The organism is Streptomyces sp. NPDC001717, from assembly GCF_042892775.1.
Taxonomy (GTDB): domain Bacteria; phylum Actinomycetota; class Actinomycetes; order Streptomycetales; family Streptomycetaceae; genus Streptomyces.
This window is the reverse complement of sequence record NZ_JBIAUK010000019.1, coordinates 61,144-77,572: the sequence shown is the minus strand read 5'-3', so window position 1 is coordinate 77,572 and position 16,429 is coordinate 61,144. Positions and strand designations below refer to the sequence as shown.

Below are 16,429 nucleotides of genomic sequence, written 5' to 3'. Positions count from 1 at the left end.
TAGAGGGTGGTCGCGTGGACGCCGGTCCGTGGGCTGTGAGGGTCACGGTGAGGCGCGGCAAGACGGCTGCCTTGCAACGTCAGGCGTTCCGTTCGGCTGCGAGAACGGGGTGGGACGTGGCGCGAGCCGCCCCGGAGTCGACGTGCGGGCCCGCGGGGAGAGGCGGAGCAGCGCTCCGGACGAGTGGGTGTTGAGGTCAGGGCAGAGGCCCCAGTGGTCAGTGACACCCGCGGGCGGGATTCGATGACCGTTCGGTTCCTCGGCTGCGACGGTCCGGGATGGCTGCTGCGTGGGGTCATCAGCGGGGAGGCGACACAATCGGCGAGCCGCGACGACTGGGCATACGCCTACTTCGAACGGGTCGTGGTAATCCCCTCGTTCGTCCCCTTGTCCGCCGTTCTCGACCTCACCCGGCGTCTCCGCACCCGCAGCGCGGCCGCCGCACCCAGGCCGGGTGATCTGGCTCCGCACTTCACACCTTCAACGTCAATGCCGCGGAAACCGTCGGGGTACGGGGCGCGCCGGTGTTCCTCCCACAGCCTGGCGAGTCGGTCTTCCGGCTGTGCTCCGCTCACGTCGACGGCTGCCGCTTCTGCCCCCGATGGTGGGTGAAGCAGCAGGGAAACGGCATCGAAGACGGCAGAAGCGCGAGACGTTTCCATCGCGCTCATGACGTACATCGACGCATCGCGGGGCAGCACCAGACCGGCCACTACAGCGTCCATGCCCGCATGGTCGAGAACGAGGTCGCGGGAACGCGGATCCGGTACTGGCAGAGGAAGTGGGCCGGGCACCAGCGGCATGGGGTTCACCGGTGCAGTCTTGTTCTCTGAAGGCGCCCGGTGCCAACGGATTTGCCAGGAGGTCCCGCTTGGCGGACGCCCGCTGGGCTGCGGGGCACGAGGAGGGGCGCTTCCCGGTGGGCGGGCGGGATCGGTGCAGAGGCCCCGTGCCACCTGCTACAAAACGACGAGTTGCAAGTTTCATGAGGGGCGATGCCTGCCGGCGAGACCGGGACCTTGCGCCATCTGGCGACCGAGCGGTGGATCCTGGACGTCGACCACGGCGGACGCACCGTCAGCACCCCGCACGGCTCCCGCTACACCGGCCCCGAGGGGAATGTCCGCACGGGCCCTCCCGTCACCCCTTCGTTCACTTCCCCGGTAGCGCTTCTCCGGCCACGCCACCGGGGCATCGACGGCGGGCACGGCCACGACTGGGCCCTGGACCACTCCGTCCCCCTCACCGAGACGGCCGACGGCTCGTTGCGGGCCGTGTTCGGGCACACCGAAAACCCCGCCTACCAGGCCGAGGCCACCATCCATCCGGCCCTCCACTGCATCCTCGTCATGCGCACCCCCGCATGGACCGCGGAACTCCTCGACCTCCGGACGACCCTGAGCGAGACCGAACTCAAGGAGATGGAGAAGATCCTCAACGAGCTCTGAGCCGTCCGGGACCGTGCGCATGGCGAGTTCGTCAGCACCCGTCGCCGAGGTCAATCCCCGTCGCGGCGGCCGAGTACACGGCGTACAGCCGGATCAGTTCCAGACACCGCCACCGCCATCAGGCCGAGGCCCACACCGGCCCACGCCGCGACGTACTCCGTCACCGGGAACGGCAGGTGTCGGCAGGCTTCGATCTGACGGTCGGCCCACTCGTGCTCGATCTCCTGCGTGCGCAGGGAAGTGGCCACGCCGGCCACGGTCAGCAGCGGCACCAGCAGCGCCGCCGCCACGGTGCCGGGCGGGACGGCGCTCGCGGTGGGGGAGGGGGCCGTGCCAAGGCCTGGAGACCGGTCCCTGACCCCGGCCTCGGCACCGGTATCCCTGTACCTAGGCCCAGTACGCGGCACGCACCTCGCCTTCCGCGAAGTCCCGGCGTGGCAGGCGCAGACCGAGGGACACTTCCAGGGCATGGAAGTACAGCTCGAACGTGCTGGTCAGTTCGGGGTGGTCCAGCTCCGCACGGCGCACCGCGCGGTTGAGGAAGTCGAGTTCGCCGCCCCGCAGATAGGGGGCACGCCCGCGCTCGTACCAGATCAGTTCCGGCAGTACCCCCTGGTCGTCGTCGACGCGACGGCCGTCCCTCATGTAGTCGAAGGTGTACATGGCCTTCGCGGAGGTGGCGGTCAGCCACACGCTTTCCTTGATCCCGAGCGCCGCGTACTCCTCCGTGTCGGCGAAGGACTTCGACGGTGTGTCGTGGTACAGCAGGAACGTCCACTCGCCCGCCTGCCCGAAACAGCAGCTGTCCCACAGGCGGTCCCAGTGGGAGGCGTTGTTGTCGGCCTGTAGCTCCTTAAGGCGCGTGCCGGCCGCGACCTGCGCGGGATCGGCCCCGTACAGCAAGGCCAGCCGCTCGGCGTCGACGGCTCGTCCGGGCGCGGCACGGAAGAAGGCGAGGGTCGTGTACGGGTCCTGGTCATGCCAGGAGCCGGCTATCCAGGCGAGTCCCTCCAACGGGTCGCGCCCGCACGACTCGACGGTGCCCGCGCCGTCCAGGCCACCGCTGCGGAACCGTCTGCCCCACACCGGATCGATGCGCTCCAGCGCGTCGGCGACCTCCTCGAGGCTGCCGCCGCGCCCACGTATCGCGGCCTCCGCAATGAGATAGAGCACCGTTTCGAGGTCACGAGTGGCAAAGGCCTCCTGGTAGGGATCGTGACGGCCGCGCACTGTGCCGTCCTCGTCCAGGAGCAGCCACAGGCCGCCGTCCTCCCCGCCCTCGGCTCGCCCGGCCCACTCCTCCAGTTCGTCCTCCGAGAGCGCGACGGGCGGCAGCCCGACATCGTGGAGCAGGATGTGTCCGGCGGCCTTCTCCTGCCAGGCCTCCGCGAGTGTCCGCTTGGTGATCGCCATGCCGCCAGCATAGGAAGGCCCACTGACAACCGGCGGCCCCCCGCCTCCGGTCGAACGCCGGCTCCGCCGGAGCCGTCCCGGGACGGCAGGGGCTGGGGCGCGTCGATGACGTGGCGTAGCTTCGCAGGCACCGAAGGACGAGGTAGAGGACGTGCAGATGAGTGGTGCCGAGGTCTTCTCTTGCGCCGTGTGCGGCACCCGGCTGTCCGAACCCGTGCGCGAGGTGCACCCGCCGGCCGAGGGAGAGACCTGGACGCCGCTCGACTCTCCCCTGGACCCTTGCCCGCCCAGGATGGCGCTCGGAACCTTCGCCCACGACCCGGAGCCGGGACGCATCACCTGGGGAGCGCCACCCAAGGGGTTCGGGAAGTCCCGGGCGGGGCACGCGCCGGGGGTGGACCCGCTGGTGAGCCCCTGGCTGGAAGTGATCCTCAACGGGCGCCTGGTCAGACGTTCTCCGTCGCCGACATAGAGGCAGCCGCGGTCGGGAACCGGTCGGCGACGGCCGTGCGGACACCGAAGTGGGCAGGACGGCCTCCAAGGCGGCGTGTAGCGACCGAAAGCCCGCGGTGGATCATGTGACAACTAGGCTGCGGCGATGGATCGCTTATCCGATGTACCCGAAGACATCGCCCAGTCCGCAGATGGGGGCCAGGTGAATTTCTACGACGGTTTCGCCGAGGCGTACTCGGCGGAGAACGAGAACAACCTCGTGAACGCGTACTACGAGCGGCCCGCGATGCCGGCCCTCGCCGGAGATGTGCGCGGCCGTCGGATCCTGGACGCCGGCTGCGGCTCGGGGCCCCTGTCCGCCGCACTGCGCGACCTCGGTGCCGACGTCACCGGCTTGGACGTCAGTTCGGGCATGCTGGAGCAGGCCAGACGGCGGCTCGGTGACGACGTGGCCCTGCACGTGGCCGACCTGCGCGACCCCCTGCCCTTCACCGACGGTGCGTTCGACGACGTGGTCGCTTCACTGGTGCTGCACTACCTGGAGGACTGGGGTCCGACGCTCGCCGAGTTGCGACGCGTACTCAGGCCCGGCGGCCGGCTGATCGCGTCGGTGGACCATCCTTTCGTCGCGTACACGATCCAGGATCCTCGGCCCGACTATTTTGCGACCACTGCCTATTCCTTCGACTGGACGTTCAACGGGCAGTCCGTCCCGATCAGGTTCTGGCGCAAGCCGTTGCACGCGATGATCGATGCCTTCACCACCGCGGGCTTCCGTCTCCGCGGCATCGGCGAGCCACAGCCCGACCCTGCCGCGCGTGAACTGTTCCCCGATGACTTCCGTGACCTTTCGACCAAGCCCTGCTTCCTGTTCTTCGTCGTCGAGGCATCGTCGTCGGCTGCGGAATCGGATGATGGCGGTGCGGTGCCGTCACGAGGCGGTCGGACAGGCCCGTAGCGACCGCATTCGGCTGTTCAGTCGACGAAGTGGGCTGCGCTGCCGGGCGTCGCGGGCGTGGGAGGTCGTCGACCTGTGATCATGGGCCCGGTTGCAGGTGATCGACGGGGGGCTCCAGGCCGGCCGCGGGGCGGATGCGTCGCGGCTGTGTGACGCTCGTGGAACGCACTGTGGGTGATGTGGTGGACTGGTTGACCTCGCTGCCGGCGGTCGTGCTGGTCGTGGGCTGGCTCTTTCTCGCCCTGCTGGTCGCGGCCGTGGCGCGGGTCGGCGTCCGGGCGCTCGTACCGGTCGAGGAACAGGACCGCGTGCCCCAGATCGCCATGCCCCTGATGCCCACGCTCGGCGCTGCCTTCGCGATCTTCGCGGCGCTCTCGTTGGCCAGCGAGGCCGGATATCTGCGGGCAGCGGAGGGGTTGGTGAGCGACGAGGCGGCCGCGGCCTCCCGCCTGGCGTGGGCGGCGACGAGTCCGCGCGTCCGGTCGGAGCCGATCCATGCGGCGCTGCGGGACTACCTGCAGACCACCCGTGCCAGGGAATGGAAGGGCGAGTCGGCGGCGTCCGCCGACGACGCCACCACCGCTCGCGCGATCGCGCGGCTGGAGCGCAGCGTGCGCGCAGAGGCGGCCCGGCCCGAGCTGGGCTCCCCGGCAAGCACGGAGCTGCTGGTTTCCCTGGACAGCGTCACCAGCGGCCGGCGCGCCCGCGTCGCGGCCGCCTCACGTGATGTCCCCACGCTCTACGTCGTCACGCTCGTCGCCAGCGGACTCGCCTTGATCGTGAACGCCGGGGCACTGATCTTCCACAGCAGCCTGCGAACGTCGCTGCTCGTGGTGGGTGTCGCGAGCGTGGTCGGGCTGAGCCTGGCGCTGCTCTTCGCGCTCAGCGCGCCCTGGAACGGGCCGTTCATCGTGAGCGGCCATCCGATCGACGCCGTGATCGGGGACCTGAGGTCCGGCTTCTTCGGGGGCGGGGGGCCGTAGGCGGCCCGGTGGGGCCTCGCCCCAGTGGCACGGGCCGTGGTCCGTTGGGGAGCTGCCGGGGCTCGTCTCAGGGGGGCGTCGGAGTGGAGCGGGCGTAACGGAGCGCGAGTCGTCGGAGGTGGGTGACCAGTTCCTCCGGCTCGGTGACGTCGAAGTCGAAGCCCAGCATGCCCAGGTGGACCCCGAGGGTCTGCACGGTGTCGGCACCGGTGGTCAGGACACAACTGTCGTCGTCGACGGCCTCCACGGTCCCGACCGCGGGATTGATCCGCTCGATCACCGCCGCCGCCGGCGCGTGTACGGTCACGCGTGCGTGGTGGCGCCAGGCCGTGCTCGACACCCGCTGGGAGACGTACGAGGCGACGTCGCCGCCGGGCAGCTCGCGCGGGGCGAATCGCGGGCCCGTCGGGGTGCGGGGCCGGATCCGGTCGATCCTGAACGTACGCCAGTCCTCGCGCTCGACGTCCCACGCCACCAGGTACCAGCGCCGGCCCCAGTTCACCGCCCGGTACGGCTCCACCGTGCGGCGGGTGGACGAGCCGGCGTGGTCCAGGTAGTCGAAGCGCAGTCGTTCCCGGTCGCGGCACGCGGACACCAGCGTGGTCAGCACCTCCGCGGAGACGGTCGGCGCCGGACGGTCGGCGGGCACGGCCACGGTGTAGTCGTGGAGGGCCCGTACCCGCCGGCGCAGCCGTGAGGGCAGCACCTGCTCCAGTTTGACCAGCGCCCTCAGCGAGTTCTCCTCGGTGCCCGGGACGGCGCCCCGCGCGGCGGTGCGCAGGGCGATCGTGACCGCGACGGCTTCCTCGTCGTCGAGGAGCAGCGGGGGCATCGCCGCCCCGGCACCCAGCCGGTAGCCACCGGCGGATCCGCGTGTGGCGTCCACGGGGTAGCCGAGCTCGCGCAGCCGGTCGATGTCGTTGCGGACGGTGCGGCCGCTCACCCCCAGCCGCTCGGCCAGCTCGGAGCCGGGCCAAGCCCGGGGGGTCTGAAGGAGGGAGAGCAGGCGCAACAGCCGTGCGGAGGTATCGAGCATGAGGCCCAGCCTGTTGCGTCATTGGGAACGGAACGTGCCTATATCGAGAATACTGTTTCACACATGGAGATCAGCAGCAGCACCGACGCCCGGATCCACCCGTACCGCATCGACGTCGCGCAGGACGAGCTCGACGACCTGCACGACAGGCTGGCCCGTACCCGCTGGGGCGGCGAGATCCCCGGCACCGGCTGGAGCCGGGGAGTGCCCACCGACTACCTCAAGGCCCTGGCCGCGTACTGGGCAGACGGGTTCGACTGGCGCAAGGCGGAGGCGGAACTCAACGAGTTCCCCCAGTTCACCACCGAGATCGACGGCCAGAACATCCACTTCCTGCACGTCCGCTCGCAGAATCCGGCCGCCGTCCCCCTGCTCCTGCTGCACGACTGGCCCTGCTCGTTCGTACAGTTCGTCGAGGTGATCCGACCGCTGGCGGCGGACTTCCACGTCATCGTGACGTCGACGCCCGGCACCGGATTCTCCGGTCCGCTCGGCGAGGCCGGATGGAACACCGGACGCATCGCCGGCGCGTTCGTCGAGCTGATGGACCGGCTCGGCCACGGCTCGTACGGCGTTCAGGGAACGGGAGGCGGCGCCTGGATCGCCGCCGAGATGGGGCGCCGGGCACCCGATCGGGTCATCGGCATCCACGTCAACGGCCTGATCACCTTCCCCTCCGGAGACCCCGCCGAATTCGAGGGGCTCAACGGGCCCGAACAGGAGCGCCTCGCCCGGCTGGAGGACTTCCAGCAGGACAAGATGGGCTTCAACGCGATCCAGTCCACCCGCCCGCAGACCCTCGCCCATGGACTTCACGATTCACCGGTTGGTCAACTCGCCTGGATCGTCGAGAAGTTCAAGGAGTGGACGGATCCGGCCGCCGAACTCCCCGAGGACGCCGTGGGCCGCGACCGCCTGTTGACGAACATCAGCGTCTACTGGTTCAGCGGCACGGCCGGCTCCTCCGCGAACCTCTACTACGAGGCGGGTCACGACGCGAGTGCATGGGCCCCGAAGGCGCGCGGCACCGTCCCGACCGGTGTCGCCGTCGCCCTGCACACCGACGTCGCCATCCGGCGCTTCGCCGAACGGGAGCACAACATCACCCACTGGACCGAGCTGGAACGCGGCGGCAACTTCCTCGCGCTGGAGCAGCCCGAAGCGTTCGTCACCGACGTCCGGGCCTTCTTCGGCACGCTCACCGGCTGACGCACGCCCAGGAGAACGTCCGGCCATTCCAGGGGACGGGCGGTGCAGGCCCGGCCGCCCGGGTCGGCCGCCCGGGTCGGGCGGCCGGGATGCTCAGACGCGTGAGGTCTCGTCGACGGCGACCCTTTCGGAACCCTCGCGGCGCATCCGCTCGACCCCCCAGTCGCCGAGAGGTCCGAGCGCCTGGTTGAGCGTGCGTCCGTGCTCGGTCAGGGAGTACTCCACCCGCGGTGGCACCTCGGCGAAGACCTCCCGGTGCACGAGGCCGTCCGCCTCCATCTCACGCAGATGCTGCGTCAACATCTTCTCGCTCACACCCGGCAGACCCCGGCGGAGTTCGGCGAAGCGGCGTACGCGATGCGTCTCCAGCTCCCAGAGGATCAACCCCTTCCACTTGCCGCTCACCACGTCGAGCGCAGCGTCGATGCCGCAGATGTAAGGCCCGTTCCTCGGAGCCTTGGCCATCTCCGCCCCCTTACTAAAAGGTAAGTACCGCAGAAAACAGTGGGTACTTCCGAGATTAGCGGCGCTCTCCGAGCATGAAGAGGTGAACGAACGACAGGAATCCACCACCAGCCAGAACAGCCCCGTGACCATGATCGGGCTCGGCCCGATGGGCCAGGCGATGACCCGCACCCTCCTCGCCGCCGGCCACCCGGTCACCGTATGGAACCGCACTCCGAGCAGGGCCGACGAGGTCGTCGGCGCCGGAGCGAGCCTCGCGGCGACACCCGTCGAGGCAGTCGAGGCGGTCGAGGCCGGCGGCCTCGTGATCCTCAGCCTCACCGACTACCAGGCGATGTACGACGTCCTCGACGGCGCCGCCGGATCGCTCGCCGGCCGGACGCTGCTCAACCTGAGCTCCGACACACCCGAACGCACGCGCGAGGCGGCGGCCTGGGCGGCGGACCACGGCGCCACCTTCCTCACCGGAGGTGTGATGGTCCCTGCGCCGATGGTCGGCACGTCGGCGGCCCACGTCTACTACAGCGGCCGCGCCGAGGCCTTGCAGGGTCACCTCACGACCGTGAGCTTGCTCGGAACCCCGAAGTACCTGGGCGAAGACCCCGGGCTCGCCCAGATGATGTACCAGGCCCAACTCACGGTGTTCCTCACCACCCTGTCCGCTCTGATGCACGCCACCGCGATGCTGGGCACCGCCGGAATGGAAGCCAAGGAAGCGCTCCCCGAGCTGCTCTCCTCGGCAGACTCGATCGGCGCCATCCTGAGGGCGGGTGAGGAGCACCCGGGCACCGCGCTCGACGCGGGCGAGCATCCCGGTGAGCTCAGCACGGTCACCATGATGGGTGCGACGTCTGACCACATCGTCGAGACGAGCGCGTCGCTCGGCCTCGACCTCGCGCTTCCCCTCGCCGTGCAGGCCCACTACCAGCGTGCGATCAAGGACGGGCACGGCGGTGACAACTGGACCCGCATCATCGACGGCATCCGGGGACCGCGCTGACCCCCGGGCGGGTGCGGACCGGCCCCCTGCATACGAGGCCGGGGGTACCTGAGTGGAGTGCAACGTGAACGGCTGGGCTTCGGCGGCTGGATCGCAGCCGTCGGAACGGCATCCGGCACGCGCGGGGTCGTCGGTCACCGGCCCCGATCGCCCTTCCGGCCGTTCAGCGACGTGATGCCGGAACGTGCCGACGGCCGGCGCATGCTGCCGGCACCCACCTCGCGCACCGCGGAGTACGTCGCGGCCGTCTGCCACTTCGACGAGGTCCGGACGGGCCCGGTGAGCGTGTGCAGGGGCGACGGGGTGTGGGACGTCGCGGCAGGGCCCCTGGTCCTGTCCTTCACCGTCGGCCGCCGCAGCCCCCTCGGCCTCGCGCTGCGGGTCGTCCCGCGGCGGCTCGCCCGGCGACCGCTGTGGGCGGTCATGGCCGACGTCCCCGCCCGCATGATGACCGGCGTACGGACCCGGGGGAGCTGCGCTTCGGCTTCGGGTCGGCTCCCGCGCGGCCGGCACGGGTACGGGTCCTCTCCGCCGTGGAACGCGCAGGTCCGCCTGTCAGGCGCAGGTGACGGTCACCTGGCCGTTGCCGCCGTTGCTGGTGAAGGCGATCGTGAACCTGCCGTTCGCGGGCTGCTGCTCCGTGCGACCGCCCAGCGTGAGCACCTGGGAGCCGTCGGCGTCGAGGGAGCCGTCGCTCTGGCTGACGGTGACCCCTTGGGGCAGCCGGCCGACGGACCAGTTCAGATGCCCGCTGCCGCTGTTGCGCACCACCAGGGTGTGCGGCCACTCGCCGTTGGCGCAGTACTCCTGGACGCTGCTCGGACGCAGCGCCAGTACGGGCAGGGCGGCCGGAGCGGGCGTATTCGACGGCTTCGGCTGCGCGGAGGGGGTAGACCGGCCGGGCGAGGCGCCGTGCGAGGGCGAGGTGGAGGCGACGGGCGACGGGGACTCCGCGCCGGCGCCCGGGGCCGGGGCGCTGCCGCTGGGAGCGGTCGCCGGTGCGGTGTCACCGGGGGAGACCGAGGGGCCGGAAGCGGGGGCCGAGGCGACACCGCTGGGCGTCGCCGCGGCCTGCGGCGCGACGGTGGCCGGGTCGTGGCCCAGCTGCCGTCCCACGACCGCCCCGCCGACGACGGCCACCAGGATGCCGCCGATGACCAGGGCCATGGTCTTCCTCTTCGGCCTGGCCCGCTTCTGACGCGCCTTCGCACCGGGGTGCCCGGTGCGCCCACCCTGGACGATGATGCCGTGCCCGACCGTCCGGGGGTCGTCCTGCTTGGGTCCGATGGCGCGCGGGTCGTCTTGCTTGGGTCCGATGGCGCGCGGGTCGTCCTGCTTCGGACCGATGGCCCGCGTCGAATCGTGGAAGCCGGAGGCCGTGCGTCCGCCCTGGACGATGATTCCTTCCCGGCCCGGGGTCGGATCCGTGAATCCGCCACCGGCGCCCGGCGTGGTCCCGTGGGGCGTGTTCGTCCCGGGTGAATCGATGCCCTCCGCGTGAGCGGCCGCCCCCGCGTTCTCGTCCGGACGAGGCACGTCCGGCCCGCCTCTGCCATCGCTCATGGCGCCAGGCCCTCCCGTGTCAGCGCGCTGGGTGTTGTTTCCACTCAGCCGGCTTTCGGCCACAACGTCCAGCCCGGGATCGTGACGACAACGTCCCGGTCTCGTACCGGAGTTGTGCGGCGACGGCGCCCCCGCGGGCGGAAGGGGTCACGGCACGGAGTTCAAGGGGCCCGCCAGACGTTGGAGAAGGCCGCGTTCTCGATGGTCCTCCGCTGGCGCACCGCCTCCAGTTCCATCACGGCGTCGTGGACGGCGGCCAGCACGGTCGTCACCGCCTCGCCGCCCGGCCCGGGAGCGTCCTCGGACGGTCCGCGACGGATTCCGATGGCCACGGCGAGGGCCCGGAGGACGGGTTCGTCCTCCTCCCGGCGCTCCTGAGCCCGCCGCCGGGCCGGCGTGTCGACGAGTTCCACGTGTTCGGCCCCGAAGGACAGACGGCCGCGCCGCGCACGCGTCAGCAGGCCTTCCTCCTCGAACACGTTCTGGTAGGAGGCGGACAGGTCGCGGCCCCTGCGCCACAGCCAGTCCTCGACGCGCTCGTACGGCTCCTGCCGGACGAGCGTCGATGCCGCCCCCTCGAGCAACCGGTCCGCCTGCGCCCACTGCGGGCCCGGCACGATGAGGTCCTCGTCCAGCGCGACGGTCTCCGCCCCGAGGAGATCGATCAGTTCGGCGCCCGCGAGGGCCAGAGACAGGTCGCCCTGCCCCACGGGGCGCTCCGGCGGAGCCTCCAGGGCGATGATGAACAGGTCTTGCGCCGTGTACATGAAGGGCTCCCTCGTGATCGGCCGAACCAGCCTCTCGTCGTCGAGGCGGGTGCGGGTGCGGGTCAAGTATCACCTCGTCGCCTCGTGGTGCATCGAGTCGCGCAGGCGCGGCGACCGACCTCAGGGGAGGGTGACGACGACCTTTCCCCTGATGTGCTTGCCGGCGAAGTCGGCGACCGCCCGCACGGCGTCGTCGAACGGGTAGCGGGCACCGATCTCCACGCGCAGACCGCCGTTCGCGGCCCGGCCGGCGAGATCCTCCAGGTCGCCCGGCTCCGGGACGAACGAGCCGATGTAGACCGGGATCACGCCGCGGTCCAGCTCATCCGGGCCGAACAGCGGGGACACCAGCCTGCCGCCCGGCCTGGCCGCCCGTGCGGTACCGGCCAACCCCTCGCCGCGGTTGATCAGGTCGACGACCACGTCGACTCCTTCCGGCACCAGCTTCAGCGTCCCCTCCACCACGTCGGCATCCCGGTAGTCGACGGTCTCGGCGGCACCCAGCTCGCGGATGTAGTCCGCGTCCTGGGCGGTGGCCGTGGCGATCACGCGGGCTCCGAGCGCGTGTGCGAGCTGCACGGCGTACAGGCCGATTCCCCCGGTGGCCCCGATCACCAGCACGCTCTCGCCCTCGGTCAGGCCGACCGCCCGCAGCAGGCAGACCGCGGTCATGCCGGACTCCGGAATCGCGGCCGCGTGGACGGCGTCCAGGTCCTGCGGCCGATGGGCCAGCCGGGGACCCGGTGTGGCCACCGTGTACTCCGCCACGGAACCCACCTGGCCGACGAACCCCAGCACCCGATCGCCGGGCGCGTACCCGCTGACCCCGGCACCGGCCTCCACCACGGTTCCGGCCATGTCCATACCGACGACCAGCGGGTGCTCGACCGGAAAGAGGTCCTTCGCGGCCCCCGTGACCAGCATGAGATCGAGCGGATTGAGTGCGGCTGCTTCGACCTTGACCACGACCTCGCCCGGTCCCGCGGCCGGCTTCGGCAGCTCGGCGATGGTCAGGCGGTCGAGCGGTTGGTAGTCGGTGGCGACGAGGGCTTTCACGGGCGATTCCCTGAGCTGGGGCCGTACCGGAGCCGTACCGACGACGCCGCACGGCACACGGGCGGAGGCGGTCACTTGTCTGCCGACGCCCCGGGACCGTGGGCCCCGAGGCGGCACGCTGGTGCGTTTCTACGTCACCGGGCCGCTTCGAGGGCCGAGGCTGTCCGCACCGCCGCCGTGCGCGACACGTTCGGCGCAGTCCTCCACCGGCCGCCCCGGGTCGGGTTCCCGCGCGGACCTCACCCGCGGGTGCGGTAGCCGGGGTGGACTCCGGGGGTCAGTTCCTGTTCGGCCGCGACGCGTTCGAGCAGGCCGAGGAGGTGCGCGCGCTGCTCCGGGTCGAGGGCGGCGAGCAGGGCGTCCTCGTGGGCCGCGGCCGCCCGGGAGACCGCGCCGAGGGTGCGTTTGCCCTCCGCCGTGAGGTGGAGTTCGTAGTTGCGCCGGTCCTCGGCGCTGCGCCGCCGTTCGACGAGGTCCTTGCCCTCCAGGCCGTCGATGAGCGCGACGACACGGCTCGGTACGACGCCCAGGTCCTCGGCGAGGGACCGCTGGCTGCGCCCCGGCTGCCCGGCGACCATGCGCAGCAGTCCGACGTCCGCCGGGGTCAGTCCCAGGTGGCCGACGCGTTCGGCGAAGCGTCCGGCGGCGTGCGCGCCGATCTGGGCGAGGAGGAACGCGGCCCCGCGCGGCCCGGGGGCCGGGGCGGAGCCCGTCGTATGCGGTTGCCGAGGGCTGTTCATCGGCCTATCGTAAGCCACGCAAAATGATTCTCCGTGGTGAACGATTAACTAGAGAGAACGGATTCTGCCGTGACCACCACCCCAGAGACAGCCCCCTCAGAGACAGCCGCCCCAGGGACAGTCGGCCCGGCGACCGCCACCCCGGCGACCGTCGCGCGGGAGTCTCACAGTCGCCGCGACCCGCAGGCCGGGCCGCCGCCCGGCATCCTCGCCGTGGTCTTCACCGCCCTCTTCCTCGCCGGGCTCGTGATCAGTACCGTCCTCGCGGGCGGGGACCCCTTCCCCTCGCCCTTCGGCTCCACCGACTCGGTGACCGCCTACTTCCGCGACCACACCGGCGCGGTCCGTGTCTCCGGGGCCCTGCAGTTCGCGGCCTCGGTGCCGCTCGCGATCTACGCCGCGACCGTCTCGGCGCGGCTGAACAAGCTCGGCGTCCGTGCCCCCGGTGCCACCATCGCCCTCGCCGGAGGCGTCCTCGCCTCGGCCTTCCTCGCCTGCTGCGGACTGGTCACCTGGGTGCTGTCCCGGCCCGAGGTAGCCGGTCACGGCGAAGTCGTACGGGCCCTGCAGTACCTGGCCTTCGGGCTCGGCGGGCCCGGCCACGTCGTCCTGCTGGGGCTGCTGGTCGCCGGGATCGCCGTACCGGGGCTGCTCGCCGGCCTGCTCCCGCGCGCCCTCTCCGTCGCGGGGCTGGCCGTCGCGGCGGTCGCCGAACTGTCCACGCTGGTCCTGCTGGCCGACGGCGCCGCCCTGCTGCTGCCGATCGCCCGGTTCGCCGGTCTGCTGTGGCTGATCGCGGCAGGGTTCCTGCTGCCGCGCCGCCGTGTCCGTACGGAGGTCCGACCGTCATGACGAACGCCACCACCGACCGCGCCCCCGCTCACGACCCGGCGGAACGGATGCTCCGCTTCCACCAGCCCGAGAAGGTCCTGCGCCACCTCGGCCCGGCCCCCGACGAGGCCGCGCTCGGGGCCCTGTTCGGGCTCGACCCCGCCGACTACCGGAGGCACCTGGACCGGTTCGACGAGCGGAACCGCGCGGCCGCCGCCGCTCTCGCGGCCGCGCCGGGATCGACCGCACGCCTGGCCGGCCTGCCGTTCCGACCGGGTGAACACGTCGTGGCCGTGGGCGAGAGCACCACCGCCGACCGGTTGTCCTGGTTCGAGATCCTGCGGCACCTGCTCCCGGAAGACATCCGCCTCACCAACCTGGCCGTCACCGGCAGTACGACGACCCAGGCCCTGGCCAACCTCCCGCTGCTCGCGTTCCAGCGGCCCGACTGGGTGCTGTGCATGCTGGGGGCGAACGACGTCCAGAGGCTGGACGGGATCCCGCTGGTCGCCGCCGCCGAGACCCGCCGCACCCTGCGGGCCCTGCGGGACCTGACGGTACGGCGGACCGGGGCCCGGTGGGTCTGGCTCACCCCGACCGGCGTCGATCCCGGGCGGGTCGCGCGGTACGTGCACTTCCGGCGGGCCGGTCTCGACTGGGCCGCCGCGGACCTCGACGCCGTCGCGGAACTCCTGCTCGCCGAGCCCGACGTCACGGTCGACACCCGGGCCGCCGCGCACGGCCACTGGGAGGAGGACGGCGTCCACCTCACCGCGGCCGGTCAACAGCGCGTCGCGGCGGCGGTGTTGGACGCGTTCGGGCCGGGGTCCGCCCGGAGATGACGAGCTCGCCGGTCGACCACGCCCGCTCCGTCGGTACGGGGGCAGCGGGCGTGGTTCCGGAGTGAGGGCTCGGGGATGGGCTACCTCGGGCCGACGGTGACCTCGTAGGTGGTTCCGGTCCTTCCGCGGGTGGTCACGGTCACGGTCTGGCCGTGACCGTCCCACCTGGCGTTGCCGCCTCGGACCCTGACGCGGTACCCGTTCGGGTAGGTGTCCTTGGGCACGGTGATCTCGGTGGGTCCCTCGGCGTTGTCGCGGGTGCGGAAGGTGAGGGTGTAGGTGCGTGTGGCCGGGTCGTACGCGTAGCCGAGCGGGTCACCCGCGACGGCCCGCGCGTAGGGCTGGACGAGCAGTCGGGCGTTCGGCTTCACCGCGCCCGTCTGGTCGAGGAAGCAGTAGCCGCCGCCCCGGCACCACTGCCACCACGTCCAGCCGCTGGAGAAGCGCTCGAGAGAGGCCGTCATGTCGGTCACGAACTGGCTCGCGTGCGGAACGTAGGGGTTGCCGCCCCACTCCCCGACGATCACCGGCATGCGGTTGCGGGTCGGATAGTCGCTGATCGCGGCCTCGTAGGCGGGGATGAAGGCGCCGCCCGGGTCGTAGTCGGCGCCGGTTTCCATCCCGGTCTCGTAGAAGTGCGGCGCGTACCCGGCGTGCGGGTCGTCGATCGGCCCCATCCGGGTGGGGACGCCGAGGCCCACGATGACGGTGGGCTCGACGAACACCCATGACGTGCGGTCGACCAGGCGGACCGACCGGGCGAGGCGGTTCCACATCTCGGTGAGCTCGCCGGCCTCGAAACGGGCCGCGGCGGCAGGAAGGTCCTCGCCTTCGAGGAACCTCGCGAACGGCTCGTTCATCAGGTCGTAGCCGAGCAGTGCCGGGTGCCCGCCCAGGGAAGAGGCGACCGTCATCCACATGCGGGCGTGCGCGGCGCGGAGGTCCGCGTCCTTGTACAGGTGGTCGAAGGCGGCCTGTACGGACGGCTCGAAGTACTCGGAGAACCAGTCCTCGGGTATCGGATGGAACGGCAACCCCTCGTCGCGGGTCGCCCAGTCGGGCACACCACGGGAGCCGAAGTGCGGTCCGTAAACGTCCTGGTGGGCGTCGAGGACGACCTTGACGTGGTAGCGGTCCGCCCAGTCGAGGATGCGCCGCATCTTGGCGAGGTAACCGCGGTCGTAGTGACCGGGGGTGGGTTCGAGGTCGTCCCAGAAGAACGCCAGGCGGGCGAGGTTGAAGCCCCGGGCGGACATGTCCTTGAGGTCGCTCTCGTGGATGTCGGCGAACGCGTCGGCACCTCGGCTGCTCTTGTCGGCGAGGTTGAAGCCGCGCCACTGCAGCGCGCGGCCCTGGCCGTCGGCGATGAAGGTGCGGTCCCCGACCGTGACACGGTCGGGGCCGCGGCCGGGGTGGGCCTGGGCCTGCGCGGGCAGGACGCCGAGCAGGAGGGCCGCCACGCCGAGGGCGACGGGGGCGAAACGGGAGGTCCGGCGCATGCAGGAGACCCTTTCGAGGGTGGATTCTCGGACGGCGTGCTACTGGCCGGTGGGATGTTACTGATGGGTGACTCAAGTTCCCATCATTTCGCGTGAGTTGATGAGACGGGCTTCCTTCGCGGATGGCTGGACTCCCGGAACCGCCGCCTCACCTGGATGGGGGAGG

Annotated in this window: 18 protein-coding genes and 1 pseudogene; 9 read left to right on the top strand and 10 right to left on the bottom strand. The window is 71.4% G+C overall.

The window, feature by feature from the left end:
- Window positions 1-183: 183 nt before the first annotated feature.
- Window positions 184-312: pseudogene (locus ACFYZL_RS26375) on the top strand (DUF3710 domain-containing protein); the annotation flags it as partial.
- A gap of 35 nt (window positions 313-347) precedes the next feature.
- Here ACFYZL_RS26375 and ACFYZL_RS26370 read toward each other — a convergent pair.
- Window positions 348-725 (bottom strand): hypothetical protein, encoded by a 378-nt coding sequence (locus ACFYZL_RS26370; RefSeq protein ID WP_388682439.1) that lies wholly within the window; start codon window positions 723-725, stop codon window positions 348-350.
- A 270-nt stretch (window positions 726-995) separates the two neighbouring features.
- On the opposite strand from ACFYZL_RS26370, the gene ACFYZL_RS26365 reads away from it, so the two are divergent.
- Window positions 996-1,448 (top strand): hypothetical protein, encoded by a 453-nt coding sequence (locus tag ACFYZL_RS26365; RefSeq protein ID WP_388682322.1) that lies wholly within the window; start codon window positions 996-998, stop codon window positions 1,446-1,448.
- A gap of 50 nt (window positions 1,449-1,498) precedes the next feature.
- Here the strand turns inward: ACFYZL_RS26365 and ACFYZL_RS26360 are convergent, their stop codons facing one another.
- Both ACFYZL_RS26360 and ACFYZL_RS26355 read right to left on the bottom strand, forming a co-directional pair.
- On the bottom strand, window positions 1,499-1,738 hold the full coding sequence (locus ACFYZL_RS26360) for a hypothetical protein (RefSeq protein ID WP_388682320.1): 240 nt from the start codon (window positions 1,736-1,738) through the stop codon (window positions 1,499-1,501).
- 97 nt (window positions 1,739-1,835) lie between these two features.
- Window positions 1,836-2,861 (bottom strand): hypothetical protein, encoded by a 1,026-nt coding sequence (locus tag ACFYZL_RS26355; RefSeq protein ID WP_384745126.1) that lies wholly within the window; start codon window positions 2,859-2,861, stop codon window positions 1,836-1,838.
- Window positions 2,862-3,018: 157 nt separating this feature from the next.
- Here ACFYZL_RS26355 and ACFYZL_RS26350 point away from each other — a divergent pair, with 157 nt between their 5' ends.
- The 3 genes from ACFYZL_RS26350 (at window position 3,019) to ACFYZL_RS26340 (ending at window position 5,255) form a co-directional block, all read left to right on the top strand.
- The gene (locus ACFYZL_RS26350; protein WP_388682318.1) at window positions 3,019-3,333 is read left to right on the top strand and encodes a hypothetical protein; all 315 of its coding nucleotides are present in this window, start codon (window positions 3,019-3,021) and stop codon (window positions 3,331-3,333) included.
- Between the two features lie 126 nt (window positions 3,334-3,459).
- Window positions 3,460-4,272 carry a class I SAM-dependent methyltransferase gene (locus tag ACFYZL_RS26345; RefSeq protein WP_384745129.1) on the top strand — a complete coding sequence of 271 codons (813 nt, stop codon included), beginning with the start codon at window positions 3,460-3,462 and terminating at the stop codon, window positions 4,270-4,272.
- Between the two features lie 158 nt (window positions 4,273-4,430).
- Window positions 4,431-5,255, top strand: coding sequence for a hypothetical protein (locus tag ACFYZL_RS26340; protein ID WP_388682316.1), 825 nt, complete (start codon window positions 4,431-4,433; stop codon window positions 5,253-5,255).
- A gap of 67 nt (window positions 5,256-5,322) precedes the next feature.
- On the opposite strand, the gene ACFYZL_RS26335 is transcribed toward ACFYZL_RS26340, so the two are convergent.
- Window positions 5,323-6,291, bottom strand: a complete 969-nt coding sequence (locus ACFYZL_RS26335) for a helix-turn-helix transcriptional regulator (RefSeq protein WP_384745132.1) — start codon at window positions 6,289-6,291, stop codon at window positions 5,323-5,325.
- Between the two features lie 63 nt (window positions 6,292-6,354).
- On the opposite strand from ACFYZL_RS26335, the gene ACFYZL_RS26330 reads away from it, so the two are divergent.
- A complete protein-coding gene (locus ACFYZL_RS26330; RefSeq protein WP_384745134.1) occupies window positions 6,355-7,500 on the top strand; it encodes an epoxide hydrolase family protein in 1,146 nt (381 codons plus the stop codon).
- A gap of 93 nt (window positions 7,501-7,593) precedes the next feature.
- Here the strand turns inward: ACFYZL_RS26330 and ACFYZL_RS26325 are convergent, their stop codons facing one another.
- Window positions 7,594-7,965, bottom strand: a complete 372-nt coding sequence (locus ACFYZL_RS26325; RefSeq protein ID WP_384745136.1) for a winged helix-turn-helix transcriptional regulator — start codon at window positions 7,963-7,965, stop codon at window positions 7,594-7,596.
- An 82-nt stretch (window positions 7,966-8,047) separates the two neighbouring features.
- On the opposite strand from ACFYZL_RS26325, the gene ACFYZL_RS26320 reads away from it, so the two are divergent.
- Entirely contained in the window at window positions 8,048-8,965 is a 918-nt protein-coding gene (locus tag ACFYZL_RS26320; RefSeq protein WP_388682313.1) for an NAD(P)-dependent oxidoreductase, read from the top strand.
- Between the two features lie 555 nt (window positions 8,966-9,520).
- On the opposite strand, the gene ACFYZL_RS26315 is transcribed toward ACFYZL_RS26320, so the two are convergent.
- The 4 genes from ACFYZL_RS26315 to ACFYZL_RS26300 all read right to left on the bottom strand — a co-directional run bounded on the left by ACFYZL_RS26315 (window position 9,521) and on the right by ACFYZL_RS26300 (window position 13,091).
- Complete coding sequence (locus ACFYZL_RS26315; protein WP_388682311.1) at window positions 9,521-10,528, bottom strand: hypothetical protein; 1,008 nt, start codon at window positions 10,526-10,528, stop codon at window positions 9,521-9,523.
- 161 nt (window positions 10,529-10,689) lie between these two features.
- Window positions 10,690-11,295 (bottom strand): GPP34 family phosphoprotein, encoded by a 606-nt coding sequence (locus ACFYZL_RS26310; RefSeq protein WP_384745140.1) that lies wholly within the window; start codon window positions 11,293-11,295, stop codon window positions 10,690-10,692.
- Between the two features lie 120 nt (window positions 11,296-11,415).
- On the bottom strand, window positions 11,416-12,351 hold the full coding sequence (locus tag ACFYZL_RS26305) for an NADP-dependent oxidoreductase (protein WP_388682308.1): 936 nt from the start codon (window positions 12,349-12,351) through the stop codon (window positions 11,416-11,418).
- Window positions 12,352-12,590: 239 nt separating this feature from the next.
- A complete protein-coding gene (locus ACFYZL_RS26300) occupies window positions 12,591-13,091 on the bottom strand; it encodes a MarR family winged helix-turn-helix transcriptional regulator (RefSeq protein ID WP_384745144.1) in 501 nt (166 codons plus the stop codon).
- A gap of 69 nt (window positions 13,092-13,160) precedes the next feature.
- Between ACFYZL_RS26300 and ACFYZL_RS26295 the strand changes: the two genes are divergently transcribed.
- Both ACFYZL_RS26295 and ACFYZL_RS26290 read left to right on the top strand, forming a co-directional pair.
- Complete coding sequence (locus ACFYZL_RS26295) at window positions 13,161-13,943, top strand: hypothetical protein (RefSeq protein ID WP_388682305.1); 783 nt, start codon at window positions 13,161-13,163, stop codon at window positions 13,941-13,943.
- Entirely contained in the window at window positions 13,940-14,764 is an 825-nt protein-coding gene (locus ACFYZL_RS26290) for an SGNH/GDSL hydrolase family protein (protein ID WP_388682303.1), read from the top strand. Before ACFYZL_RS26295 ends, ACFYZL_RS26290 begins: the two co-directional genes overlap by 4 nt.
- 80 nt (window positions 14,765-14,844) lie before the next feature.
- Here the strand turns inward: ACFYZL_RS26290 and ACFYZL_RS26285 are convergent, their stop codons facing one another.
- Complete coding sequence (locus ACFYZL_RS26285) at window positions 14,845-16,263, bottom strand: cellulase family glycosylhydrolase (RefSeq protein WP_388682301.1); 1,419 nt, start codon at window positions 16,261-16,263, stop codon at window positions 14,845-14,847.
- Window positions 16,264-16,429 lie beyond the last annotated feature (166 nt).